The 23514-nt window shown below is 72.2% G+C and carries 23 protein-coding genes and 1 pseudogene; 12 read left to right on the forward strand and 12 right to left on the reverse strand.

The features are described 5' to 3' along the window. Positions 1-121: 121 nt before the first annotated feature. The 3 genes from ES689_RS09305 to ES689_RS09315 all read right to left on the reverse strand — a co-directional run bounded on the left by ES689_RS09305 (position 122) and on the right by ES689_RS09315 (position 4333). Positions 122-1066, reverse strand: a complete 945-nt coding sequence (locus ES689_RS09305) for an NUDIX domain-containing protein (protein ID WP_146903239.1) — start codon at positions 1064-1066, stop codon at positions 122-124. Beyond that, positions 1063-3231, reverse strand: a complete 2169-nt coding sequence (locus ES689_RS09310) for an RNA degradosome polyphosphate kinase (protein WP_146903241.1) — start codon at positions 3229-3231, stop codon at positions 1063-1065. Before ES689_RS09310 ends, ES689_RS09305 begins: the two co-directional genes overlap by 4 nt. A gap of 115 nt (positions 3232-3346) precedes the next feature. Next, positions 3347-4333 (reverse strand): DMT family transporter, encoded by a 987-nt coding sequence (locus ES689_RS09315; protein WP_146903244.1) that lies wholly within the window; start codon positions 4331-4333, stop codon positions 3347-3349. Between the two features lie 34 nt (positions 4334-4367). On the opposite strand from ES689_RS09315, the gene ES689_RS09320 reads away from it, so the two are divergent. After that, positions 4368-4988: a TetR/AcrR family transcriptional regulator gene (locus tag ES689_RS09320; RefSeq protein ID WP_146903247.1), complete on the forward strand. Its 621-nt coding sequence runs from the start codon at positions 4368-4370 to the stop codon at positions 4986-4988. Between the two features lie 29 nt (positions 4989-5017). Here the strand turns inward: ES689_RS09320 and ES689_RS09325 are convergent, their stop codons facing one another. The 4 genes from ES689_RS09325 to ES689_RS09340 all read right to left on the reverse strand — a co-directional run bounded on the left by ES689_RS09325 (position 5018) and on the right by ES689_RS09340 (position 8176). Continuing rightward, positions 5018-5236 (reverse strand): hypothetical protein, encoded by a 219-nt coding sequence (locus tag ES689_RS09325; RefSeq protein WP_123547843.1) that lies wholly within the window; start codon positions 5234-5236, stop codon positions 5018-5020. 189 nt (positions 5237-5425) lie between these two features. Further along, on the reverse strand, positions 5426-6565 hold the full coding sequence (locus tag ES689_RS09330) for a hypothetical protein (protein WP_146903249.1): 1140 nt from the start codon (positions 6563-6565) through the stop codon (positions 5426-5428). 103 nt (positions 6566-6668) lie between these two features. Further along, entirely contained in the window at positions 6669-7499 is an 831-nt protein-coding gene (gene mshD / locus ES689_RS09335) for a mycothiol synthase (protein WP_223269498.1), read from the reverse strand. Further along, positions 7496-8176 carry a winged helix-turn-helix domain-containing protein gene (locus ES689_RS09340; protein WP_123547852.1) on the reverse strand — a complete coding sequence of 227 codons (681 nt, stop codon included), beginning with the start codon at positions 8174-8176 and terminating at the stop codon, positions 7496-7498. Before ES689_RS09340 ends, mshD begins: the two co-directional genes overlap by 4 nt. Before the next feature lie 120 nt (positions 8177-8296). Between ES689_RS09340 and ES689_RS09345 the strand changes: the two genes are divergently transcribed. The 4 genes from ES689_RS09345 (at position 8297) to ES689_RS09360 (ending at position 11655) form a co-directional block, all read left to right on the forward strand. Further along, positions 8297-8590 (forward strand): hypothetical protein, encoded by a 294-nt coding sequence (locus ES689_RS09345; protein WP_146903252.1) that lies wholly within the window; start codon positions 8297-8299, stop codon positions 8588-8590. Positions 8591-8787: 197 nt separating this feature from the next. Then, the gene (locus tag ES689_RS09350; protein WP_146903255.1) at positions 8788-9423 is read left to right on the forward strand and encodes an FABP family protein; all 636 of its coding nucleotides are present in this window, start codon (positions 8788-8790) and stop codon (positions 9421-9423) included. After that, the gene (locus ES689_RS09355; protein WP_146903258.1) at positions 9416-10555 is read left to right on the forward strand and encodes a folate-binding protein YgfZ; all 1140 of its coding nucleotides are present in this window, start codon (positions 9416-9418) and stop codon (positions 10553-10555) included. Before ES689_RS09350 ends, ES689_RS09355 begins: the two co-directional genes overlap by 8 nt. A 5-nt stretch (positions 10556-10560) precedes the next feature. Beyond that, positions 10561-11655, forward strand: coding sequence for an FUSC family protein (locus ES689_RS09360; RefSeq protein WP_146903261.1), 1095 nt, complete (start codon positions 10561-10563; stop codon positions 11653-11655). Between the two features lie 3 nt (positions 11656-11658). Here the strand turns inward: ES689_RS09360 and ES689_RS09365 are convergent, their stop codons facing one another. Next, a complete protein-coding gene (locus ES689_RS09365; RefSeq protein ID WP_146903264.1) occupies positions 11659-12435 on the reverse strand; it encodes a class I SAM-dependent methyltransferase in 777 nt (258 codons plus the stop codon). 41 nt (positions 12436-12476) lie between these two features. Here ES689_RS09365 and ES689_RS09370 point away from each other — a divergent pair, with 41 nt between their 5' ends. Beyond that, positions 12477-13232, forward strand: a complete 756-nt coding sequence (locus tag ES689_RS09370; RefSeq protein ID WP_146903267.1) for a phosphoglyceromutase — start codon at positions 12477-12479, stop codon at positions 13230-13232. 113 nt (positions 13233-13345) lie between these two features. On the opposite strand, the gene ES689_RS09375 is transcribed toward ES689_RS09370, so the two are convergent. After that, the gene (locus tag ES689_RS09375; RefSeq protein WP_191330321.1) at positions 13346-13879 is read right to left on the reverse strand and encodes an AAA family ATPase; all 534 of its coding nucleotides are present in this window, start codon (positions 13877-13879) and stop codon (positions 13346-13348) included. Positions 13880-14012: 133 nt separating this feature from the next. Next, on the reverse strand, positions 14013-14666 hold the full coding sequence (gene phoU / locus ES689_RS09380; protein WP_146903273.1) for a phosphate signaling complex protein PhoU: 654 nt from the start codon (positions 14664-14666) through the stop codon (positions 14013-14015). A gap of 193 nt (positions 14667-14859) precedes the next feature. On the opposite strand from phoU, the gene ES689_RS09385 reads away from it, so the two are divergent. Together ES689_RS09385 and ES689_RS09390 are read left to right on the forward strand one after the other, a co-directional pair. Then, positions 14860-16050, forward strand: a complete 1191-nt coding sequence (locus ES689_RS09385; protein WP_146903275.1) for a cell wall metabolism sensor histidine kinase WalK — start codon at positions 14860-14862, stop codon at positions 16048-16050. Continuing rightward, complete coding sequence (locus tag ES689_RS09390; RefSeq protein WP_146903278.1) at positions 16047-16733, forward strand: response regulator transcription factor; 687 nt, start codon at positions 16047-16049, stop codon at positions 16731-16733. The genes ES689_RS09385 and ES689_RS09390 overlap by 4 nt, the downstream gene beginning before the upstream one ends. A gap of 95 nt (positions 16734-16828) precedes the next feature. On the opposite strand, the gene ES689_RS09395 is transcribed toward ES689_RS09390, so the two are convergent. Further along, the gene (locus ES689_RS09395) at positions 16829-17458 is read right to left on the reverse strand and encodes a hypothetical protein (RefSeq protein ID WP_146903281.1); all 630 of its coding nucleotides are present in this window, start codon (positions 17456-17458) and stop codon (positions 16829-16831) included. A 135-nt stretch (positions 17459-17593) separates the two neighbouring features. On the opposite strand from ES689_RS09395, the gene ES689_RS09400 reads away from it, so the two are divergent. From ES689_RS09400 to rlmB, 4 genes and pseudogenes are all read left to right on the forward strand, one after another. Beyond that, positions 17594-18076: a CarD family transcriptional regulator gene (locus ES689_RS09400; protein ID WP_043597211.1), complete on the forward strand. Its 483-nt coding sequence runs from the start codon at positions 17594-17596 to the stop codon at positions 18074-18076. Next, a pseudogene (gene ispD / locus ES689_RS09405) lies at positions 18066-19349 on the forward strand (2-C-methyl-D-erythritol 4-phosphate cytidylyltransferase); the annotation flags it as partial. The gene ES689_RS09400 and the pseudogene ispD, both read left to right, overlap by 11 nt. Positions 19350-19483: 134 nt before the next feature. Further along, on the forward strand, positions 19484-20902 hold the full coding sequence (cysS, locus tag ES689_RS09410; RefSeq protein WP_146903288.1) for a cysteine--tRNA ligase: 1419 nt from the start codon (positions 19484-19486) through the stop codon (positions 20900-20902). Further along, on the forward strand, positions 20899-21939 hold the full coding sequence (gene rlmB, locus ES689_RS09415; RefSeq protein ID WP_146903291.1) for a 23S rRNA (guanosine(2251)-2'-O)-methyltransferase RlmB: 1041 nt from the start codon (positions 20899-20901) through the stop codon (positions 21937-21939). Before cysS ends, rlmB begins: the two co-directional genes overlap by 4 nt. A 108-nt stretch (positions 21940-22047) precedes the next feature. Here rlmB and ES689_RS09420 read toward each other — a convergent pair whose 3' ends face one another. Further along, positions 22048-23358: a DUF4032 domain-containing protein gene (locus ES689_RS09420; protein WP_146903294.1), complete on the reverse strand. Its 1311-nt coding sequence runs from the start codon at positions 23356-23358 to the stop codon at positions 22048-22050. Positions 23359-23514: the final 156 nt, after the last annotated feature.

Genomic DNA, 23514 nt, shown 5'->3' on the forward strand with positions numbered 1-23514 from the left:
TCGGCCGGGCGTGCCCGCCGCCGCCCGCATGCCGGGCCAGGATCACCGCCGCGCACCCGGCACGACACAGCGCGCGCCCCGCGGCAGGGCCACGGGGCGCGCGGGCCGACCGGCGTCGGGCCTAGAGCACGGGGCCGTGCGTCTCGACGGCCACGAGGGCGGCGTCGGCGCACGACACGTGCAGCACGGTGTACTCGCCAGGGCTCAGCGAGGAGGCGCGGCGCAGGTCGAGCCGGTGCCCGCCCACGGTCGCGGCGGCGATCTGGCGCACGAGCTCGGGCAGCACCGGGGCGTGCGTGCAGAACACGGCCGGCACCCGCTTCTTCACGCGCTTCGCGACGACGCCGGGCACGTCGTCGTCGTGACGCTCGAACGCGTCCTGGCTGATCGAGTCGGTCTGCTTGACCCCGACGCGCGTGAGCGCCGACAGGGGCTCGAGGGTGGCGAGGCACCGCGCGGCCGTGCTGCTGATCAGACGCTGCGGAGCCCACGCCGCGATGCCGGGCGCGATCGACTTCGCCTGCCGACGGCCCTGGGGCAGCAGGGGCCGGGTGGCGTCCGAGCCGCTCCAGTCGCCGGGCGAGGTCGTCTTGGCGTGCCGCAGCGCCACGAGGGCGAAGGTGCGGGCGGCGCCGGAGGCGACCCGGTCGGCGAACCGGTCGAGCACCTCCGCGTCCCGTTCGTAGGTCAGCTTCGCTCGTGCCTTCTCGATCGACACCCACTCGATCGCCGCGACCTCGCTGTTGGGCGTGAAGCGCCCTGCGGCCGCGAACGACTCGTCGGTGACCTCGGCGGCCCAGTAGTGCACGACCTTGTCACGGCCGCCGGGCATGACGTACTCGGCGGTGCCGAGCGGGGCGCCGAGCGCGACCCGGTACCCGGTCTCTTCGTGGATCTCGCGGACGGCCGTCTGCGGAGTCGACTCGCCGGGGTCGACCTTGCCCTTCGGCAGCGAGACGTCGCCGTGGTGCTCGCGGTGGATGAGCAGCACGCGCGCCTTGCCGTCGACCAGGCGGAAGCAGACCGCGCCCGCGGCGACGATCGTGGTCGGCGCGACGGTACTCACCGGCTGGCCCGGCGGCGCTGCGTGATCTGCTTCATCAGCACGTTCTGCATGTCGGCGAGCGGGGCGTCCGACGCGTCACGGGCGTGGCGCGTCCAGGTGCCGTCGCTCTCGAGCCACCACGACGCGGTCTCGTCGGACATCGCGCGCTCGAAGAGCTCGGCGACCTGGTCGAGGTGGTCCTGCTGCGTGAGGCGGACGAGCGCCTCGATGCGGCGGTCGAGGTTGCGGTGCATCATGTCGGCGCTGCCGATGAAGACCTGGGGGTCGCCGTCGTTCGCGAACCAGAACAGACGCGAGTGCTCGAGGTAGCGCCCGAGGACGGACCGCACGCGGATCGTGTCGCTCAGGCCGGGCTGGCCCGGCTTGATGGTGCAGATGCCCCGCACCCACACGTCGACGGGCACGCCGGCCTGGCTGGCCTTGTAGAGCGCGTCGATGATCTGCTCGTCGACGATCGAGTTGATCTTGATCTTGATGCCCGAGGGGCGACCGGCCTGCGCGGCCTCGATCTCGCCCTGGATCTGCTTGAGGAGCCCGCGCCGCAGGTAGCGCGGCGCGACGAGCAGGCGCTTGAACTTCTTCTCGATCGCGTAGCCCGACAGCTCGTTGAAGAGCCGCGTCAGGTCCTTGCCGACCTGGTCGTCGGCGGTGAAGAGGCCCATGTCCTCGTAGATGCGGCTCGTCTTCGGGTTGTAGTTGCCCGTGCCGATGTGCGTGTAGTGCCGCAGCCGGCCCTTCTCCTGACGGATGACGAGGGCGAGCTTGCAGTGGGTCTTGAGCCCGACCAGGCCGTAGACGACGTGCACGCCGGCCTTCTCGAGCTTGCGGGCCCAGGTGATGTTGTTCTGCTCGTCGAAGCGCGCCTTGACCTCGACGAGGGCGAGCACCTGCTTGCCCGACTCGGCAGCGTCGATGAGCGCCTCGATGATCGGGCTGTCGCCGCTCGTGCGGTAGAGCGTCTGCTTGATGGCGAGGACGTTGGGGTCGGCGGCCGCCTGCTCGAGGAACGCCTGCACGCTCGTCGCGAACGACTCGTACGGGTGGTGCACCAGGATGTCCTGCCGCGCGATGCTCGCGAACATGTCGGGCTTCATGTTCGGCTCGGTCGGCTGCAGCTGCAGCGCCGTCTGCGGCAGGTGCTTCGGGTACTTGAGGTCGGAGCGCGGCATCTTCGTGATCTCGAAGAGGCCTGCGAGGTCGAGGGGAGCCGGCAGTCGGTACACCTCTTGATCGGTGACGTCGAGCTCGCGGACGAGCAGCTCGAGCGTGACCGGGTCCATGTCGTCGGTGATCTCGAGGCGGATGGGCGGGCCGAAGCGGCGACGCAGCAGCTCTCGCTCGAGCGCCTGGATCAGGTTCTCCGACTCGTCCTCGTCGACCTCGACGTCCTCGTTGCGGGTGACGCGGAACACGTGGTGCTCGACGACCTCCATGCCCGGGAACAGGTCTTGCAGGTGGTTCGCGATCAGGTCCTCCAGCGGGATGAACCGCACGCGCCCGCTGTCGTTGTCGGGCAGCTGCACGAAGCGCGGCAGCATCTGCGGCACCTTGAGGCGTGCGAACTCCTGGCGCATCGTCTTGGGGTTGCGCACGCGCACCGACAGGTTCAGCGAGAGGCCGGAGATGTAGGGGAACGGGTGAGCAGGGTCGACGGCGAGGGGCATCAGCACGGGGAAGATCTGCTCGGTGAAGATCTCGCGCATGCGCACGCGGTCGGCCTCTTCGAGGTCGGACCACTTCTCGATGTGGATGCCGGCGTCGTCGAGGTCGGGCTTGACCAGGTCGAGGAAAGCCCGGGCGTGCCGTTCTTGCAGGTCGTGCGCCTTGGTGTTGATGTCGGCCAGCACCTCGTTCGGGCCCCGGCCGACGTTCGTGGGCACGGCGAGCCCGGTGGCGATGCGCCGCTTCAGCCCGGCGACGCGCACCATGAAGAACTCGTCGAGGTTGCTGGCGAAGATCGCGAGGAAGTTCGCGCGCTCGAGCAACGGCGTCGTCGGGTCCTCGGCGAGCTCGAGCACGCGCTGGTTGAAGGCCAGCCAGCTGAGCTCGCGGTCGAGGTACCGCTCGGCGGGGAGGGTGCCCTCCTCGAAGCTGACGATCTCGTCGAAGTCGTCGAGGAAATCGGGGGTGACGCCGGCGCCGTCGACGCGTGGTTCGCTGTCCATCGCACCATCGTGCCACCCCTGGTGCCCGCCGACGTCCCCGCCACGTGAACGGCTGGTGACGAGGCCCGGTTCCGCGGCTGTGGAGGAGGCACGGGAGGGGTGCGACGGGGGCGCCTCAGGCGGTCGCGAGGGCCTCGCCGACCGGCGCGCGCCTCCTTCGCCCGCCCGCCAGCACGAGGGCGGAACCGGCGCCGCTGAGCACGAACCCCGCGAGGGTCCAGGCCGTGAGCGGCTCGCCGAGCAACAGAGCGCCGGACGCCGCGGTCGTCGGCGCGACCAGGAACAGCAGCGCGTTCAGGGCTGTCACGCCCAGCCGGCGCAGCAGCCACCAGTAGAGCCCGTACGCGGCCAGCGTCGGCACCAGCGCCGACAGCACCGTGGCGACCCAGAACGAGGGCGACGGAGGCGGCACGAGCGTCCCGGTCGCGGCCGCGAGCAGCACGAGCGCTGCGGCCGTCACGCTCACGTGCACCGTCAGCGTCGTGAGCACCGGCAGCTCCGCACCTCCGCGGCGCTCGACGAGCGTGCCGGCGATCAGGCTCGCCATGGCCAGCGCCGGGAGCGCCCACGCCCAGGCAGGCGCGTCGGAGCCGCCGAGCTGCGACCCGACGACGAGCACCACGCCGACCGCTCCGACCCCGAGCCCGGCCCACTGCCCGCCCCGCACCCTCAGCCCGAGCAACGGGCCGACGAGGGTGGCCACGACGAGGGGCTGCACCGCGTCGACCAGCGCCGTGCTGCCGGTCGCCACCCCGGCGCCGACCGCCGCGTAGACGAAGACGACGTAGCCGAACTGCGCGAGCAGGCCGATCACGGCCTGGCGCCCGAGCTCGACGCCAGGGACGCCGCGCAGCCGACCCCGGGTGGCGGCCACCACGACGAGCAGCACCGCGAGCGGCAGGAACCGCCAGAGCAGCAGCGTCGTCGCGGGTGCGTCGACGGTGGCGACGGCAGCGATGGTGAAGCCCGAGCTCCATGCGAGGACGAACCCGGCGGGGGCGAGCACCGTGACGACCCCGGGCGCACGGCCCGACCAGCCGCCCTCACCGTCGCCGTCGCCGTCGCCGTCGCCGTCACTGAGTACACCGATCGGTTTAGTCATACCCTTGACTATACAGATTGGTATAGTCACGGGCATGGTCGATCTCACCGCACCCGAGCTGCCCTCCCTCACGCCCGGTGCGCGCCGCCTCCTCGACGCCGCCTCCGACCTCTTCTACGACCGCGGCGTGCACGCGGTCGGCGTCGACACGATCGCCGACGCGGCCGGCGTCACGAAGAAGACCCTCTACGACCGCTTCGGCTCGAAGGAGGCGCTGGTCGTCTCGTACCTGCAGCACCGCGACGCCAGATGGCGCGCCCACCTCGCCGCGGAGCTGGCCCGCACGCCCGAGCCCGGCCCCGAGCGGGTGCTCGCGGTCTTCGACGCGACGCTCACCTGGGCCGCCGACAACTCGCCCAAGGGCTGCGGCGTGATCAACGCCCGCGCCGAGGTGGGCGGCCCGGACGACGGCGGGCCCGTGCTGCCCGAGCTCACCCGGCAGAAGCGCTGGATGCTCGCACTGGTCGCCGATCTCCTCGCGGAGGCAGGACTCGGGCAGGACGACGACGGCGCCCTCGCACGGCAGCTGATGCTGCTGCACGAGGGCGCCCTGGTCACGCTCGGGATGGCGACGTTCCCGCGGCCGGTCGAGACGGCACGGGACCTCGCCGCGGCGCTGCTGGGCCGCGTCTCACGACCGGACGTCGCCTCCTGAGCTGAGCGTGCCGCCCTGAGGGGCGGTGCCTACTTCTCTTCCTGCTTCAGGGCGATGCCGAGGGCGAAGAAGGTCGGCGCCCAGTGGCCGATGAAGATGCCCCAGCGGTCGGACTGCGCCTTGTCGTTGGAGTCCTTGCCCTGGGAGGCGAGCCACGCGACGAGCGCGATGACGATGGAGGCGAAGCCGCCCCAGTAGGCGTGCTCGCTCTTGACGCCGAGGTCCGAGATGAATTTGACGGGGTTCATGGTGTTCTCCTGCAGGTCGTGGACGATCCGATGACGACAATCCACTCCCTCAGGCTGTGAGCGGCGTGCCAGGACGGGGTGCATCGCCGAGTAGGCCGTCGAGGCACCTCGTCGTACCCCGATCCGTACCCCGATCCGGCGGCCCTGCGCCGGCGTCAGTGCTGCCCCGGCGTCAGTGCTGCAGCAGCGTCAGTACTGCAGGAGCGTCGACGTGAAGCTCGCGCCCTCGGCCGTCACGTCCGGGATGACGCCCTGGATCGGCACGCGCACCGCGCCGACCGAGTTGAAGGTGCCGGTGCCCCCCGCGCCGTCGCTGAGCGTCGACGTGAACGTGGCCGACCCCTCGGTCGTGGCGTCGACCTGCCAGCCCGCGCTCGTCCAGTCGCCGATCTCGTAGGCCGGTGCCGCCTCCAGCGTCCACTTCTGGTCGGACAGCGTGTAGCCCGTCGGCTCGTTGATGATCTGGAAGCTGCAGCCGTCCGGTGCGAGGTCGGTGCTGGCCAGGCAGGCGGAGAGCCAGCCGTCGACGGCGGTGCGGGCCGCCGCCTCGCCCGTGTCGGTCAGCGTCGCGACGAGCGTGGCGGGGCTGCCGGTCGAGGAGGCGCCGGTCGCGATCCCGACGACGTCGTCCGCCGCGTAGGCACCCGCCCCGTCGAGCGTGGCGGGGTAGCTGCCGGGGAACGCGCGCAGCTCGACCGTGTCGCCCTCGGCACCTGCGTGCGGCACCTCGACGCCCGCCGCCGTCACGACGGCGGCGTCGGGTGCGCCGACCTGGACGGTGAGGGTGCCGAGCTCGACGGGCGCGAGCACCCATCGGTCGAAGAGGAGGAGGTCGGTGCCGTCCTTCTCGAGGGTGAACTGCTGGTCGTAGACGGTGCCCGCCTCGCCGCCCTGCTGGACGACGGCGAACACGGCCGCGGAGTCGCCGTCGACGCGAGAGCCCGTCACGCGCCAGCCCGTCACGCCGTCCGTGACGCCGGCGTAGGCGTCGTCGGTGAGCAGCACGTCGTCGTCGCCGGCCTCGGTGCCGTCGAGGGACATCGCGCGCTCGACCTCGCCCTGCTGCACGGCGTCCAGGTAGGCGACGACGGCGGCTTGGGGCTGGTGCGTGGCGGCGGTGCGGCCGACGACCACGGCGGCGACGACGCCGAGCGCGAAGAGCACGGCGGCACCGCCGAGCAGCAGCGTGCGGCGACGACTCCAGGGGCGACGCCCGCCCGGCGACGGCGAGGGCGAGGGCGACGTCTCCCGACCGGGCCCCGACGCGGTCTGCTGCCGCGCCTCCGGAGAGGCATGCTGATCGGCCTGTGGCAGCGCGTCGTCGCTCATCTGGTCCCCCTGGTCAGTCGTGACCGGCCAACACTATCGCCGCCCTCGTCGGCGGTCGGGGCGCCGGCGCTCCCGGCGCTCGCCGGTGCGGCACCGTCCCGGGTCAGCGCGTGAGCGTGTACTGCACGTCGACGGCGTGGTCGACGAACCCGCGTGCCGCGTAGAGCCGCAGCGCGGCGGCGTTGTCGCCCTCGACGTAGAGGGCGGCGGTGGTGACGCCCCTGTCGAGGAGGCGGGCGAGACCGGCGTCGACCACCGCGCCTCCCAGGTGCTCGCCCTGGTGCTCGGGGCTGACGGCGACGGCGTAGAACTCGCCCGGCTGGTCGGCCTCGAGCTTGAGCCAGCACGAGGCGAGCAGCTCGTCGCCCCGCCACAGCAGCAGCAGGTCGCCCGGGTCGAACCAGTCGTCGGCCTGGCGGGCGTCGAGGTCGGCCTGCGTCAGCGAGCCCTGCTCGGGGTGGTCGGCGAAGGCACGGGCGTTGAGGTCGAGCCAGGCGGCGTCGTCGACGCCGGGCCGGAACGCGGCGATGCGGTCGCCGTCCCGGAGGCGCGGCGTGCGTCGCTCGACCGTCGCGCGCTGTTGGAGCAGTCGGCGCGTCTCGACGAGTCCGAGCTGCGCTGCGAGGGCGCGGGCACCCGGGTGGCCGCCGTGCGCCCAGAAGGCCAGGGGGCCCGTCGTCTCGTCGACGACCCGTCGGGCGAGCGCCGCGCCGAGCCCGCGTCGTCGGTGGTCGGGGTGCACCACGAGCTCGACCTCGCCGGGGCGCAGCACCGCGGCCGCGTGGACGTCGCCGAGGAGGCGCGCCTCGCCCGTCCTGGCCTCGACGAGCGCCTGGTCGTTCACCGGCGGGCTCCCGTCGACGGCCTGGGCCGCGCGGGCCAGGTCCTCGAGGTCGGCCGCGTCGAGCTCGGACGCGTCGAGAGGGGAGGTCACCGGACGACCGCGCCCGGCTCGTCGTCGTACACGTTGAAGCGGTAGCCCACGTTCCGCACCGTGCCGATGAGCGACTCGAGGTCGCCGAGCTTGGCGCGGAGGCGGCGGACGTGCACGTCGACCGTGCGCGTGCCGCCGAAGTAGTCGTAGCCCCAGACCTCGCTGAGCAGCTGCTCGCGCGTGAAGACGCGGGACGGGTGCGTGGCGAAGAAGCGCAGCAGCTCGAACTCCTTGAACGTGAGGTCGAGAGGGCGACCGTGCACCTTGGCCGAGTAGCTGGCCTCGTCGATCACCACGCCGGACGCGTGGATCTTCGAGCCCGTCTGCGACTGGGCGAGGCGCCCGACGACCAGGCGGATGCGGGCGTCGACCTCGGCAGGGCCGGCGGTCTCGAGGACGACGTCGTCGGCGCCCCACTCGTGGTTGACCGCCGTGAGGCCGCCCTCGGTCAGCACCAGCACGAGCGGCACGGTGACGCCGGTCGTGCGGAGGATCTTGCAGAGCGACTTCGCGCTGGCGAGGTCTACGCGGGCGTCGACGAAGATCAGGTCGCTCGACGGGGCGTTGACGAGCTGGGCGGGCTCGGCCGGGATCTGCCGCGTACGGTGGCTCAGCAGGGCGAGCGCCGGGAGCACGTCGGAGGAGCCGGCAGAGGTCAGGACCAACAGCTGTGCCACGCGAGCCTCCAGTGAATGTACTGTCGAACAGCCTAGGACAAGCGCGACGACCGCCACGACCAGCCCGGCCACCCCGATGCTAGGGCAGGAGGCGCCGGTCACGAACGAGGGACGACCCCAGTGAGCACAGCACCCGACAGCACCCCGAGCCGTCTCGCGCGCCTCAAGCCGGCCACCATCGTCCCGGTCTGGCTCTTCGCCCTGGTCGCCGGCGTCGTCATCGCCCTCACGGCCACGGGCGACGACCACTGGACGTGGCTGTCGCTCGCCCTCGGCGGCTCGATCCTCCTCACCTTCGTCCTCCAGCTCGCGGCGAGCGAGAAGGACGGGCTGGTCTCGCGGACGATGTTGGCGCTGTGCGGCAGCCTCGTGCTGCTGGCCGCGGCCACGGCGGTGGTGGCGCTGACGGGCTGACGCAGGTCGTTCGACGCTGCGGGCACCGCGCCTCCTTCGCCTGTCCATCTCGTCGCCCCCCGGGTAGGCTCGTGGCATGGATTCCTTGCTCGCCCTCGAGATCTTCTACATCGGGCTCCTCGGCCTCGCGTCGCTGGCCATCGCCTTCGTCTCGGTCGTCGTGCTGGTCAAGCTGTTCAAGGGACAGCGCTAGACCCGTGATCGACATCCCCACCGACCTGCCGGCCGAGCTCGTCCCGCTGTCGTGGCTGATCGGCGTCTGGGAGGGCACCGGCGTCGTCGACTACAAGATCGGCGACGGCGACCCCGACGCTCCCGTCGACGGCGCGCCGCCCGCCGTGCGCCGCACGCACGAGTTCGGACAGCGCGTCAGCTTCAGCCACGACGGCGCTCCCTGGCTCAACTACAGCTCGTTCTCGTGGGAGCTCGACGACGAGCGCACCCCCCTGGCGAGCGAGACCGGCTACTGGCGCCTCGAGCGCCCGGCCGAGGTCGGCGACCGCGGGCCCGGCATGCTGCCCGGCCAGGGCGTGGCGCCGTACTCGACGGCGCAGACCGTCGAGATCCTCCGCCGCCCCGACGACGGGTTCGGCCTCGAGGTCCAGCTCGTGCACCCGACCGGCGTCAACGAGCTCTACCTCGGCCGCGTCAAGGGCCCGCGCATCGACCTGTCGACCGACGCGGTGCTCCGGTCGAGCAACGCGAAAGAATACTCGGCGGCGACCCGCATGTACGGCCTCGTCGAGAACGACCTGCTCTGGGCCTGGGACGTCGCGGCCCTCGGCCAAGAACTGCGCACTCACGCGTCGGGTCGGCTGGCCCGCGTTGGCTGACGCCGAGCTCCCGGTCGTCCCGCCGTTCGCCGTCCCCTCGCCGTTCTCCGCCCGTGAGGGCTTCGTCGACGACGGCACCGGCGTCGCGGCGCACTACGGCACCCCGGTCGCCGAGCAGCGCGCCCTGGCCGCCGGCACCGCGATCGTCGACCTCTCGAGCCGGGGCGTCCTGACCGTCACCGGCCCCGACCGGCTCACCTGGCTGCACTCGCTCACGAGCCAGAGCCTCACCGGCCTCGCCCCCGGCGACTCGACCGAGACGCTCCTGCTCGACGCCAACGGCCGCCTCGAGCACGCGGCGCGGGTCGTCGACGACGGCGAGACGGCCTGGCTGCTGGTCGACCTCCCCGAGGCCGAGCCCCTTCGCGCCTGGCTCGACAGGATGCGCTTCATGCTCCGTGTCGAGGTGGCCGACCGCACCTCCGACGTCGCGACGATCGGCTCGCTCGGCGAGGTCGAGCTGCCGGTGCCCGTGCTGGCTCCGGCCGGCGTCCCCGTCGTGTGGGTCGACCCCTGGTCCGAGGTCGCCGTCGGCGGCCATTCGTACGCCGACGCCGAGGGGCACCCCGGTCGCGAGTGGACGGCCCGGGAGACGCTCGTCGCGCGCTCCGACCTCGACGCTCTCGCCGCCTCCTCGGTGCTGGCTGCCGGCACGCTCGCGCTCGAGGCCCTGCGCATCGAGGCCTGGCGTCCGCGCCTCACGACCGAGGTCGACGAGCGGAGCATCCCGCACGAGCTCGACTGGATGCGCAGCGCGGTGCACCTCGCCAAGGGCTGCTACCGCGGCCAGGAGACCGTCGCCAAGGTGCACAACATCGGGCACCCGCCCCGGCGTCTCGTGATGCTGCACCTCGACGGCAGCGACTCGGTGCTGCCCGCGCACGGCGACCCTGTCGTGCTCGCTGCCGACACGACCCGCGAGGTCGGCCACGTCACCTCCTCGGCCGTGCACCACGAGCTCGGCCCGATCGCCCTCGCCCTGGTCAAGCGCACCACCGACGAGGCCGCGCCGCTCGCGGTCCTCTCGGCCGACGTCGTCGTCGCCGCCTCCCCGCAGACGATCGTGCCGGCCTCCGCGGGCGCCTCAGCCGGGGTGCCCCGGCTGCCGCGCCTGGGGGCCGTCCGCCGCTAGCCGTCGTGGTGCGCGGGCCGGGCGCCGCCCCGACCCCTCGGGCGCTCGACGTCCGGGCCTCGGGGCGCCGCACGCTCGCGGCGCTGCCCGCGATCGTGCAGATCGTCGTCGCGGTCACCGCGTCGTACTCGATCGCGCACTACGGTCTCGGCCACGCCGTGCCCCTCCTCGCCGTCACCATCACCATCTCGTCGCTGGGCCTCGCGCGGGACGCCCGGCCGAAGGTCGTGCTCGAGAACGCCGTCGGCATCCTGATCGGCATCGCCCTGAGCGAGGTGATGCTGCTCGTGCTCGGCAAGGGCCTCTGGCAGGTGGCCGTCGTGCTGCTGGTCGTGCTCGCCGTGGCGCGGTTCGCGTCGCCGAGCGCGGGCTTCGCCGCCGCGGCCGCGACCCAGGCGATGCTCGTCATGCTGCTGCCCGATCCGGACGGCGGCCCGTTCGTCCGCAGCATCGACGGCGCCGTCGGGGGAGCGGTCGCCCTGGCCGTCACCGCGATCGTGCCGCGTGACCCGATCCGGCTCGTGCGCCTCGACGCCCGGATGCTCTTCGCGGAGCTCGCGGCCGCCTTCGCCGCTCTGGTGGCGGCCCTCCGCACCGACGACGTGCGCCGGGCCGACGAGGCCCTCCGCCGCCTCCGCTCGACGCAGCCCCTGCTCGACGACTGGGCCTCGACGCTCGAGTCGGCCGTGTCGATCTCTCGGCTGTCCCCCTTCCTCCGCTCGCGCCTACCGTACCTGCGGCAGCAGCAGGAGCTGCGGCAGGACGTCGACCTCGCCGTCCGCAACCTCCGCGTCATCGCGCGGCGCATCGACACCGCGGTCGGCGACGGCCGCGATCGTCTGGGTCTCGCCGACGTGCTCGAGAGCACCGGACGAGCCGTGGCCGTGCTCGGCGAGTCCGTCGACGACGTGGAGCGCGTGCCGGTCGCGCGGGATGCCCTCAGCGCGGTCGCCGCACGCCTCGACCCGGCGGTCGTCGCGCCCGGGGCGCCCGTGACCGAGTCCATGGTCGTGCTGATGATGCGGCCGCTCGTGATAGACCTGCTGATGGCGACCGGTCTCGACCACGCCGAGGCCCGGCGCCGACTCGCGGACGTCTGACCGTCAGTCGAGCGGCGCCACCGCGGCCCAGGGCAGCGTGAGCTCACCGAGTCGCCAGCGCGTGCGGCCGTGCCGGACGGGCCAGCCGCCCGCCCGCAGCCCCTCGACCGTCGCGACCCAGCGCTGCACCGGCCCGTAGACCGACAGCGGCGCCGCGACGGCCCAGGCGCGGTCGAGGTCGACGAGCAGGTCGTGCACCCGCTCGCCCGCCACGTTGCGGTGGATCAACGCCTTCGGCAGGCGCTCCGCCACGATCGAGGGCAGCTCGAGCGAGGCCAGCCGCAGCGAGATCGTGAACGTGCGGGGCCCCTCCTCGTCGACGTCGACCCAGCTCGAGACGCGACCTATCTCGTCACAGGTGCCCTCGACGAGCACGCCCCCTGGCTGCAGGCGCGAGGTCATCAGCGCCCACGAGGCGGCGACCTGTGCCTCGTCGTACTGACGCAGCACGTTGAAGGCGCGGATCACGACGGGCCTGCGGCCGCCGTCGAGGGGCACCTCGAAGCCCCCGAGCCGGAAGCTGACGCCCGGCCGTGCCGAGAGCTGTGCCCGTCGCACGCGCTCGGGCTCGATCTCGATGCCCACGACCTCGACGTCGGGGCGGGCCCGAAGGAGGCGCTGGTGCAGCTCCAGGGGAGTGGTCGCGCTCGCCCCGTACCCCAGGTCGACGACGAGCGGGTCGTCGGCTCGGCGCAGCGCCGGGTGGGCGGCGATCCACCGGTCGACCCGACGGAGGCGGTTGGTGCCGGTGGTGCCGCGGGTGACGGATCCGACGGGCATGCGCCAAGTCTCGCACCGGGGCGCAGCGATACGCTGGAGGCATGACTTCGACGCTCATCCTCCTGCGACACGGCAACAGCGAATGGAACGCCAAGAACCTCTTCACGGGATGGGTCGACGTGCGGCTCACCGAGCAGGGGCGTGCCGAGGCGAAGCGCGCCGGCGAGCTGCTGCGCGAGCACGACCTGCTGCCCGACATCCTCTACACGTCTCGCCTGACGCGCGCGATCCAGACCGCCGACATCGCCCTCGACGAGGCCGACCGCCTCTGGATCGACGTGAAGCGCTCCTGGCGCCTCAACGAGCGCCACTACGGTGCGCTCCAGGGCAAGGACAAGGCCCAGACCCTCGAGCAGTACGGCCCCGAGCAGTTCCAGACCTGGCGCCGCTCGTTCGACGTGCCGCCGCCGCCGCTCGACGACGACAGCGAGTTCTCGCAGGCGCACGACAAGCGCTACGCCGAGCTCGGCATCGACGCGCCCCGCACCGAGTCGCTCGCCCTGGTCATCGAGCGGATGATCCCCTACTGGGAGAGCGACATCACCCAGAGCCTCGCCGCCGGCGACGTCACGCTCGTGGTCGCGCACGGCAACTCGCTGCGCGCCCTGGTGAAGCACCTCGACGGCATCAGCGACGACGAGATCTCCGAGCTGAACATCCCGACGGGCATCCCGCTCGTCTACGAGCTCGACGACGAGTTCCGCCCCACCGGGCCGGCTCGCTACCTCGACCCCGAGGCCGCCGCGGCCGGAGCCGCGGCCGTCGCGAACCAGGGCAAGAAGCGCGCTGGAGCTTAGGCGACGCGAAGCGTCGCGCGACGCCAGCGCCGACTCGGCTTGCCGAGTCGGCGCCACGGTGACGAGCACGAAGCCCACACCTGGCGCCGAGCGAGGTGTGGGCGTCGCCTTCCTCAGACGAACTGCTCGCTGATCTTCATCACGAGGGCGTCGACGTCGACCGGGGTGCTGGTGTCGACCCGCAGCACGGGCCAGTCGCCGAGCGGCGCGGCGGCCTCGGCCCACTCGGTCCACGACGCGCGGGTCGACTCGACGGTGCCGTGCGCGGGGTGACGACCGCCGGCGGCGAGCCGGTCGACGACACGCTGCAGCGCCACCTCTGGGTCCACGTCGCACCACACCTCCAGCGTGCGCGGCGACCCTGCGCGGGCGACCCCGGCGCGGGCGAGCTCGAGGTCGCGCGGCCGGTGCCAGAACGAGTCGACGACCACGCCGGCCTCGACCTCGGCCGCCATCGACCAGACCGTGTCCATCGCGATGGAGCCGAGCGCCTCAGGGGCGATCATCGGCCCGGCCAGGTCGGCCAGCGCCTCCTTGATCGGGTCCTTCGCGAGCAGAGGGCAGCCGAGCACGCCGGCGAGCGTGGCCGAGAGGGTGGTCTTGCCCGAGCCGGGAAGACCGTTGACGAGGATCGCGACGGAAGCCATGCCCACCATCCTCTCGTGCAATCCAGGAGGTGCCGGCCGGCACCTCCTGAACTGTGCACGATTCAGGACCAAAGTCACCCGAGTCTCGCGACGCAGGACCGATCTTCCTGAATGAGGAGAGGCGAACGGCGGGTCAGACCTCGGGGACGACCCAGTCGCCGGTCGCCAGGTACTGGACCTTCTTGGCGATCGAGACCGCGTGGTCGGCGAAGCGCTCGTGGTAGCGCGACGCGAGGGTCGAGTCGACGGTGTCGACGGCGGCGCCCTTCCAGGTCTCGCCGAGCACCTTGTCGAAGACGCTGAGGTGCAGCTCGTCGATGCGGTCGTCGTCGTTGCGGATCTCCTCCGCGAGGCGGACGTCCTCCGTCGTGAGCAGCTCGGTCAGCTTGTGCGCGATCGCGACGTCGAGCTCGCCGAGCTCCTTGAAGGTGGGGCGCAGCGACTTCGGCACGACCTTCTCGGGGAACCGGTACCGCGCCAGCTGGGCGATGTGCTCGGACATGTCGCCCATGCGCTCGAGCGACGAGCTGATGCGCAGCGCGCTCACGACGATGCGCAGGTCGCGGGCGACGGGGTTCTGGCGGGCCAGGATGTCGATCGCGAGCTCGTCGAGCGCGACGGCGCGCTGGTCGATCTGGTCGTCGTCGGCGATGACCTTCTCGGCCAGCGTGACGTTCGACTCGTTGAAGGCGGTGGTGGCGTTGTCGATCGAGATCGCGACGAGGCCCGCGATCTCGACGAGGCGCTCCTGCACCTCTTGCAGCTCCTGCTGGAATACCTCGCGCATGTGGTGATGGGACCTCTCGTGGTGTCGGGGCGGGTGTGCGCCCGTGCCGCAGACGACGTCGCCCGCACATTCCAGACGACTCTCTCGGGTGGAGGTTAACGACTGGTGCCCAGCGACTGAACAGTCACCAAAGTACAGCGGATGGGCAGGGGGCGGTCGATCCGGCCCCCGGCTGTTCACTACAGTCGGTCGCATGGACTCCGCCTGGCTGGTGCCGGCGTCGCTGCTCTTCGGCGCCGTCGTGGGTGCGGCGATCGTGCTCGTCGTCGTGGCGGCGCAGCACCGTGCGGCGCGCGTCGCGGCGCTCGTCGACAGCACCCTGCCCGACGGCATCGACGCGGTGCTCGACGCCCTCGAGTCCGCGGGCATGGTGGTCGATCCCTCGGGCAACGTCCTCAAGGCCTCGGCGGCGGCGACGCAGCTCGGCCTGGTGTCGGCCCAGCACCACCTCGTCCACCCCGAGATGGAGGCGATGGTCGGCCGGGTGCGCCACGAGGGCGAGCCGCAGGAGGCGCAGCTCACCCTCGCGCGCCTCCCCGGTTCCGAGGCCACCATCCAGCTCGGCGTGCGGGCGGCGGCCCTGGGCGGTCGCTACGTGCTCGTGCTCGCCGAGGACCACACCGAGGGGCGACGCCTCGACGACATGCGCCGTGACTTCGTGGCCAACATCAGCCACGAGCTCAAGACGCCGATCGGCGCCGTCGGGCTGCTCGCCGAGGCCCTCGACGCCGCGTCGGCCGACCCTGCCAGGGTGCGCCACTTCGCGGGCCGTCTCACGCAGGAGGCGGATCGCCTCGGCCGCCTGACGCAGGACATCATCGAGCTCTCCCGCCTGCAGGCCGTCGACGCGCTCGAGTCCTCGCAGACCATCGACCTCCGCTCGGTCGTCGACACTGCCGTCGACCGCAACCGCGTCGTCGCCGAGGCGCGTGCCGTCGAGCTCGTCGTCCGCGGGGGCAAGAGCGCGAAGGTGCTCGGCGACGAGGCCATGCTCGTCACGGCCGTCGACAACCTCGTCGCGAACGCCATCGCGTACTCGCCCGACGGCTCGCGGGTCGGCATCGGCCTGGCCGCGGGGGGAGACGGCACCGTCGAGGTGGCCGTCACCGACCAGGGCTTCGGCATCCCCGAAGAAGAGCTCGAGCGCGTCTTCGAGCGCTTCTACCGCGTCGACCCGGCGCGCTCGCGGCGCACCGGCGGCACGGGCCTCGGCCTCGCCATCGTCAAGCACGTGGTGCAGAACCACGGCGGCGACGTGCGCGTCTGGTCGCAGGTCGGCAGCGGGTCGACCTTCACCGTCCGTCTGCCCCAGGTCGAGACCCGTCCTGAGACCCGCAGCGTCCCCATCCCGGTCACCACACGAGGAGACACCGATACCCGATGACCACCCACATCCTGATCGTCGAGGACGAAGAGTCGCTCAGCGAGCCCCTGGCGTTCATCCTCGAGCGCGAGGGCTACCGCGTCACCGTGGCCGACGACGGCCCCTCGGCGCTCGCCGCCTTCGACAAGACCGGCGCCGACCTCGTGCTGCTCGACCTGATGCTGCCCGGCATCCCGGGGACCGAGGTCTGTCGGGTGCTCCGCTCGAAGTCCCAGGTGCCCATCGTCATGCTCACCGCGAAGGACAGCGAGGTGGACATCGTGGTCGGGCTCGAGCTGGGCGCCGACGACTACGTCACGAAGCCCTACTCGACGCGTGAGCTGCTGGCCCGCATCCGGGCCGTCCTGCGCCGCCGGGTCGACGACGACGACGACCTCGCCGACGGCGTGCTGGAGGCAGGCGAGATCCGGATGGACGTCGAGCGGCACGTCGTGACGGTGCGGGGCGAGGACGTCGCGATGCCCCTCAAGGAGTTCGAGCTGCTCGAGCTGCTGATGCGCAACGCCGGCCGGGTGCTGACCCGCGGCCAGCTGATCGACCGCGTGTGGGGCTCCGACTACTTCGGCGACACCAAGACCCTCGACGTGCACATCAAGCGCATCCGCTCGAAGATCGAGCCGGTGCCCTCCGAGCCGAAGGCGCTCGTGACGGTGCGCGGGCTGGGGTACCGCATCGAGGCCTAGCGCCCCGTCGCCGCGACGACACGTCGTGGGACCACATGAGAGAGGCCCGGCTCCCGCGTCTGCGGGGCCGGGCCTCTCTCGTGGTACTGCCGGGGCTAGCGGTCGGCGGTCGCCGACGGGCTGGGCTCCGCCTCCTCGACGTCGCTCTCGGGCAGCGGGGTCGACGTCACGCCGGGCTCGACCGTGGTGCCGCTCGGCGTCGGGGTGGGCAGCAGCGTCGCGTACTCGGGCAGGGCGCCGGTGAGGACGGGCACCTGGAGCATCTTGCCCGTCTCGGTGCCGTACTGGACGAAGACCGGCAGCAGCTGCCCCGGGGTGACGTCGAGGTCGGTCATGACGAACTGGTCGACGTCGGTGCTCGTGCCGCGGTCGACCTGCGAGCGGGCGTCGACCTCGACGGTCTGCGTCTCGTCGCCGGCCTCGGTCTCGTACTGGAACGACACCTCGACCGCGTCGTCGCTCTCGTTGATGACGGTCATCACGAGGCTTGCCTCGGCGCCGTCGTCGGTCAGGGCGATGGCGTTGCGGACCTTGACGTCGCCGACCGTGATGCTCGTGCCGTCGCTCGCGTCGTAGATCTTGGTGGTGCGCTGCGGGCTGATGAAGTTGCAGCCCGCAACCAGGGTGACCACGGCCAGGGCGGTCGCCGTGACGGCGGCCCCGCGGGAGAAGCGTCGCGCTCGGGCGACCGTCGAGTTCGTCTCGAGCACAGGTCCGACTCGCACGGGTGACCTCCAGGTTCCAGTTCACGGCAAGGGTTCTCGTCTAGCCTAGGCGATGCCGTCCACCCCGGCTTCTCAGGCATGCCTGGCCGCGGGGCGCGCATGTTATCCTGGGTGCCGCAGAACGGAGCCTGATTCATGCAGTTCGAGGTCGGAGAGACCGTCGTCTACCCCCATCACGGGGCCGCGACCATATCTGAAGTCAAGAAGCGGATCATCAAGGGCGAAGAGAAGCTGTACCTCAAGCTTCGCGTCACCCAGGGTGATCTGACCATCGAAGTACCCGCGGACAACGTCGACCTGGTCGGCGTCCGCGACGTGATCGGCAAAGAAGGGCTCGACCGCGTCTTCGACGTGCTCCGTGCCCCCTTCACCGAGGAGCCCACCAACTGGTCCCGCCGCTACAAGGCGAACCTCGAGAAGCTCGCGTCCGGCGACGTCATCAAGGTGTCCGAGGTCGTCCGCGACCTGTGGCGCCGCGACCAGGATCGTGGGCTGTCCGCCGGCGAGAAGCGCATGCTCGCCAAGGCTCGCCAGATCTTGATCAGCGAGCTCGCGCTCGCCGAGAAGACGGACGAAGAGAAGGCGTCGAGCGTCCTCGACGAGGTTCTTGCCTCCTAGCACCACCGACGACCGCGCGGTCGGCGCCCCCGGGGTCTCACCCCTCGGCGGCACCGTCCGCGCGGTCGTCGTCGTAGCGGCGGGCAGCGGCACCCGCCTCGCCCAGGGCCGCCCCAAGGCGTTCGTCGAGGTCGCGGGCCGCAGCATCCTCGAGCGCTCGCTCGAGGCCGTCTTCGCGTCGTCCGTCCCGACCCACGTGGTCGTCGTCGTCCCCGTCGCCCTCGTCGACGAGGCGACCGCCCTCGCACACGGCGTCGCCGGGGTCGCGGCCGACCACGTGTCCGTCGTCGTGGGCGGCGACAGCCGCCAGGCGTCCGTCGCGGCCGGCCTCGCCGCGGTCTCGCCCGGCGTGCGCACGGTGCTGGTGCACGACTGCGCACGCCCCTTCACGCCTGCTCGCCAGTTCGACCTCGTCGCCGAGACGGTCGAGGCCACCGGGCACGGAGTCGTGCCCGGGCTGCCGGTCACCGACACGATCAAGAGGGTCTCCGCGGGAGGCGCGGGCCGGGTCGTCGGCACCGTCGACCGTTCCGAGCTGGTCGCCGTCCAGACCCCGCAGGGCTTCCCCCGCGCCGAGCTCGACGCCGCGTACGCGTCTGTCGCGACCCCGTCCGACGAGACCGGGACCGAGCCCGTCGTCGAGTTCACCGACGACGCAGCCCTCTTCGCCGCGGCCGGCCACGAGGTCGTCGTCGTCACGGGCGACCCCGAGGCGTTCAAGATCACCACGACGTGGGACCTGCGCCGGGCCGAGACGCTGGCCGCGGAGCGCGCCGGCGGACCTCCTGTCGCTGACGGCGTCCGTGCGGCCGCGGACCGGCTCCGCACCGGCCTCGGCGTCGACGTGCACGCCTTCGACGCGGACGAGCCGCTGCACCTCGGCCTCCTGCACTTCCCCGGGGAGGCGGGCCTCGCCGGCCACAGCGACGGCGACGCCGTCGCGCACGCGATCGTCGACGCCCTGCTCTCCGCCGCGGGCCTCGGCGACATCGGCTCGGTCTTCGGCACCTCCGACCCCCGCTTCGCCGGGGCGAGCGGCGAGGTGTTCCTCACCTCGGCGCTGGAGCGCCTCACGCACGCGGGCTTCGACGTCGTCAACGTCGCCGTCCAGGTGATCGGCAACCGTCCCCGCGTCGGCGGCCGCCGCCTCGAGATGGAGGCGCGGCTCATCGAGGTCGTCGGCGCGCCCGTCAGCGTGTCCGCGACCACCACCGACGGGCTCGGCTTCACCGGCCGAGGGGAGGGCGTGACCGCGATCGCGACCGCGCTGGTCTCGGTGGTCGAGCCTCGGGAGCGGACCGCGCCTCCTCGTGGCACCTCGACGGCGGGGCCCGGTGACCAGCGGGACCGGCCAGACCAGACCGACCAGCCAGACCAGCCCGACACCACCGAAACGGACCGATCCGCGTGACCATCCGCCTCTACGACTCGCGCGAGCAGGCGCTCGTCGACTTCGTCCCCCTCGTCCCCGGCAAGGTCGGGCTGTACGTCTGCGGGCCGACCGTCCAGTCGTCGCCGCACATCGGCCACCTCCGGAGCGCCCTCGTCTACGACCTCTGGCGTCGCTGGTTCACCTACCGAGGGCTCGACGTGACGCTGGTGCGGAACGTCACCGACGTCGACGACAAGATCCTCGCGCTCTCGAGCGGCACCGACGAAGAATGGTGGGCCCGTGCCTACCGCTACGAGCTCGAGTTCACCGCCGGCTACCAGGCCCTCGGCGTGCTGGCCCCGACCTACGAGCCGCGCGCGACCGCGAGCGTGACCGAGATGCAGCAGCTCGTGACGACGCTGCTCGAGAAGGGCCACGCCTACGTCGCGCCCGACGACTCGGGCGACGTGTACTTCGACACGGCCAGCTGGCCGAGCTACGGGGCCTTGACGAACCAGGGCCTCGACGACATGGCGCCGGCCGCCGACGCCGACCCGCGCGGCAAGCGCGACCCGCGCGACTTCGCCCTGTGGAAGGGCGCGAAGGCCGACGAGCCCGCGTCCGCCGCGTGGTCCTCGCCGTGGGGCGACGGCCGACCCGGCTGGCACATCGAGTGCTCGGCCATGTCGCGGCGCTACCTCGGCACCGCGTTCGACATCCACGGCGGCGGCCTCGACCTGCGGTTCCCGCACCACGAGAACGAGCTCGCCCAGTCGACGGCCGCCGGCGACGACTTCGCGTCCCACTGGCTGCACAACGGCCTCGTCGCCGTCGAGGGCCAGAAGATGTCGAAGTCGCTCGGCAACTCGATCTTCGCGAGCGAGTTCCTCGCCGCGGCGCGTCCCGTCGTCGTCCGCTGGTTCCTCAGCTCGGCGCACTACCGCTCGACCATCGACTACCACGACGGCGCGCTGCTCGAGGCAGAGGCGGCCCTCGACCGGATCGAGACGTTCCTCTCCCGTGCCGGCCGCCGCCTGGCCGGCACCCGCTTCGCCGGGGTCGGTGCGCGCGTCGTGCCCGACGACTTCGCCGAGGCGATGGACGACGACCTCAACGTGCCGCAGGCCCTGGCGGTGCTGCACGACGCCGTGCGCACCGGCAACTCCGCGCTCGACGACGGCGACCTCGACACGGCAGCCCGCGAGTGGCAGCACGTCCAGGCCATGGTCGCCGTCCTCGGCGTCGACCCGCTAGCGCCGGAGTGGCGCGGAGCGGACGAGGAGGACGCGCACCGCGCGCTCGGTACCATCGTCGAGACCCTCCTCGCACAGCGTCAGCAAGCCAGGGCCGCGCGCGACTTCGCGCAGGCCGACCGCGTACGCGAGATGCTGGCGTCCGCCGGCATCACCATCGAAGACACCCCCAGCGGGTCGCATTGGAGCCTCGAACAGTGAAGAACACCAGCGGAGCGAACAAGGGGCGGCCGAGCAGCAGCGCCGTCCGCAAGGGCAGCAAGGGCAAGCAGGTCGGCAGCGGCGGCCAGGGGCGCCAGGCCCTCGAGGGCAAGAAGCCCACGCCCGCGGCAGAAGACCGCCCGTACCACCCCGCAGGCAAGGCGAAGGCGGCGCGCGAGCGCCTCGACGCCGCCCGCGGCCGCGCCGGCAACGGCCCGCGCGCCGGGTCGGCCGTGGCCGGGCGAGGCGGGCAGGAGGCGCCCCGTCGTCGCCCCAAGACGGCGGACGACAGCGAGATGGTCACCGGCCGCAACTCGGTGCTCGAGGCCCTGCGCACGCGCATCCCCGCCTCGACGCTCTACATCGCCGCGCGCATCGAGATGGACGACCGCACCAAGGAGATCCTCACGCTGGCGACCCGTCGCGGGCTGCCCGTGCTCGAGGTCATGCGTCCCGAGCTCGACCGCCTGACCGGCCCCGACTCCGTGCACCAGGGCGTGGCTCTCAAGGTGCCGCCGTACCAGTACGCGCACCCGATCGACCTGCTCGAGGCCTCGGTCAAGCGCCAGCAGACGCCGCTCTTCGTGGCGCTCGACGGCATCACCGACCCCCGCAACCTCGGCGCGATCATCCGCTCCGTGGGCGCGTTCGGCGGCCAGGGCGTCATCATCCCGCAGCGTCGCTCGGTCGGCCTCACCGCCTCCGCCTGGAAGACCTCGGCGGGCGCCGCCGCGCGCATCCCCGTGGCGATGGCGGCGAACCTGACCCAGACGCTCAAGTCGTTCAAGGAACAGGGCGTGTTCGTGCTCGGCCTCGACGGCGGCGGCGACGTGATGCTGCCGGGGCTCGAACTCGCCGACCGCCCGCTCGTCGTCGTCGTCGGCAGCGAGGGCAAGGGCCTCTCGCGCATCGTCGCCGAGACCTGCGACGCGGTGGTGTCGATCCCGATCACGACGGCCGTCGAGTCGCTGAACGCCGGCATGGCCGCGAGCGTGACGCTCTACGAGATCTCGAAGCTGCGCGCCGAGCGCAAGTAGCGCCTCCTTCGCCTCGCCCGGTCGCGAACACCCAGTAGTGGACCAAGCACCTCGTCGTTGCGGGGTGTTCTGTCCACTACGGGGTGTTCGGCCGGGCGGCGGGCGGCGTCAGACCTTCGCGCGCCAGTCCTCGAGCTCGTCGTCCTCGGCCTCGTCGTCGTCCCCGTCGAGATCCGCGTCGGGCAGTCGGATCGACTCGGTGGCGGGGGCGATGACGGTCCGCTCGTCGCGGCGGTGGCGCAGCACGTCGTTGATGTACGAGGTCAGCGCCTCGGCGATCGGCACGTCGCGGCCCTCCTGCTGCGACTGGTACCAGCGGTGCTCGAGCAGCTGGTGGAACACCTCGGCGGGCTCGAGCCGGCCGCGCATCTCGCGGGGGATCGACCGCACGACGGGCTCGAAGACCCGAGCGGCCCACTCGTGCGCCACCATCTCCTCGTCGGCGTCGATCTGCCCGGTGCGCAGGCGGTAGGCGTCGAGGTCGTTCAGCAGGCGGCGAGCCTGGTTCTCCTCGACGTCGAGGCCGGTGAGGCGCAGCAGCCGCCGGGAGTGGTGGCCTGCGTCGACGACCTTGGGCTGGATGCGCACCTGCGTGCCGCCCTCGGTGGTCTTGATCGCCAGCTCCTCGATGTCGAAGCCGAGGTCGTTGAGCCTCTCGACGCGGTCGTTGATGCGCCAGCGCTCCGAGCTGTCGAAGGTCTCGCTCCCCGTGAGCTCCGTCCACAGGCTGCGGTACTTGGCGACGATGCCGTTGCTGACGTCGACGGCGTCGAGGTTGTCGTCGAGGCGGCCCCCGGCCTCGAGGTCCAGCAGCTCACCGGCGATGTTCACGCGGGCGACCTCGAGGTCGTTCTCGCGCTGTCCGTTCGACAGGCCGCCCGGGTAGAGCTTTCCCGTCTCGGCGTCGACGAGGTAGGCGGCGAAGGCGCCCGCGTCGCGGCGGAAGAGCGTGTTCGACAGCGACACGTCGCCCCAGTAGAAGCCGATCACGTGCAGGCGCACGAGCAGCAGGGCGAGCGCGTCGACGAGGCGCGTGGCCGTCTCGGGTCGCAGGGTCTGCGAGTACAGCGCCCGGTAGGGCAGCGAGAACTTGAGGTGTCGCGTGACGAGCACGGGGTTCAGCAGGCTGCCGTCGACGTCGTGCCGGTTCGTGATGACGGCGAGCGGGTCGACGCAGGGGATGTCCATCCGCTGCAGCGTGCGGAGCATCTCGTACTCGCCGCGGGCCATCTCGCCCGAGGTCTCCTTGATCGCGATGACGTAGCCGCTGAGGTGCGCGAAGCGGACGAGGTGCCGGGAGATGCCCTTCGGGAGCGTCGCGATGGCGTCGTCGGGCCACTCGTCGAGGGGCAGGGCCCAGGGCAGGTCGAGGAGCGCGGGGTCGGCCGTGGCGGACGTGATGTTGAGGGAGTCGCTCATGGTCGCTTTCGGGGAGGAGGCGGGGCCGGCGGGCCGGATGGTGCCAGTGTCGCAGGAGGCGCTGGTCACGTCGTGCAGGAGGAGCGGCTGCGGACAGCCGAACGGCCCGCCGAGGCGTGCGGAGCAGTGCTCCGGACGGTCTCGACGGGCCGATCA

The organism is Frigoribacterium sp. ACAM 257 (assembly GCF_007954365.1).
GTDB lineage: Bacteria > Actinomycetota > Actinomycetes > Actinomycetales > Microbacteriaceae > Frigoribacterium.

Excerpts from the sequence above, each read along its gene's own strand:
- ES689_RS09310 (WP_146903241.1), bottom strand. The coding sequence starts at position 3,231 with ATGGACAGCGAACCACGCGTCGACGGCGCCGGCGTCACCCCCGATTTC.
- ES689_RS09315 (WP_146903244.1), bottom strand. The coding sequence starts at position 4,333 with ATGACTAAACCGATCGGTGTACTCAGTGACGGCGACGGCGACGGCGAC.
- ES689_RS09320 (WP_146903247.1), top strand. The coding sequence starts at position 4,368 with ATGGTCGATCTCACCGCACCCGAGCTGCCCTCCCTCACGCCCGGTGCG.
- ES689_RS09325 (WP_123547843.1), bottom strand. The coding sequence starts at position 5,236 with ATGAACCCCGTCAAATTCATCTCGGACCTCGGCGTCAAGAGCGAGCAC.
- ES689_RS09330 (WP_146903249.1), bottom strand. The coding sequence starts at position 6,565 with ATGAGCGACGACGCGCTGCCACAGGCCGATCAGCATGCCTCTCCGGAG.
- ES689_RS09365 (WP_146903264.1), bottom strand. The coding sequence starts at position 12,435 with ATGCCCGTCGGATCCGTCACCCGCGGCACCACCGGCACCAACCGCCTC.
- ES689_RS09370 (WP_146903267.1), top strand. The coding sequence starts at position 12,477 with ATGACTTCGACGCTCATCCTCCTGCGACACGGCAACAGCGAATGGAAC.
- ES689_RS09375 (WP_191330321.1), bottom strand. The coding sequence starts at position 13,879 with ATGGCTTCCGTCGCGATCCTCGTCAACGGTCTTCCCGGCTCGGGCAAG.
- phoU (WP_146903273.1), bottom strand. The coding sequence starts at position 14,666 with ATGCGCGAGGTATTCCAGCAGGAGCTGCAAGAGGTGCAGGAGCGCCTC.
- ES689_RS09385 (WP_146903275.1), top strand. The coding sequence starts at position 14,860 with ATGGACTCCGCCTGGCTGGTGCCGGCGTCGCTGCTCTTCGGCGCCGTC.
- ES689_RS09390 (WP_146903278.1), top strand. The coding sequence starts at position 16,047 with ATGACCACCCACATCCTGATCGTCGAGGACGAAGAGTCGCTCAGCGAG.
- ES689_RS09400 (WP_043597211.1), top strand. The coding sequence starts at position 17,594 with ATGCAGTTCGAGGTCGGAGAGACCGTCGTCTACCCCCATCACGGGGCC.
- ES689_RS09420 (WP_146903294.1), bottom strand. The coding sequence starts at position 23,358 with ATGAGCGACTCCCTCAACATCACGTCCGCCACGGCCGACCCCGCGCTC.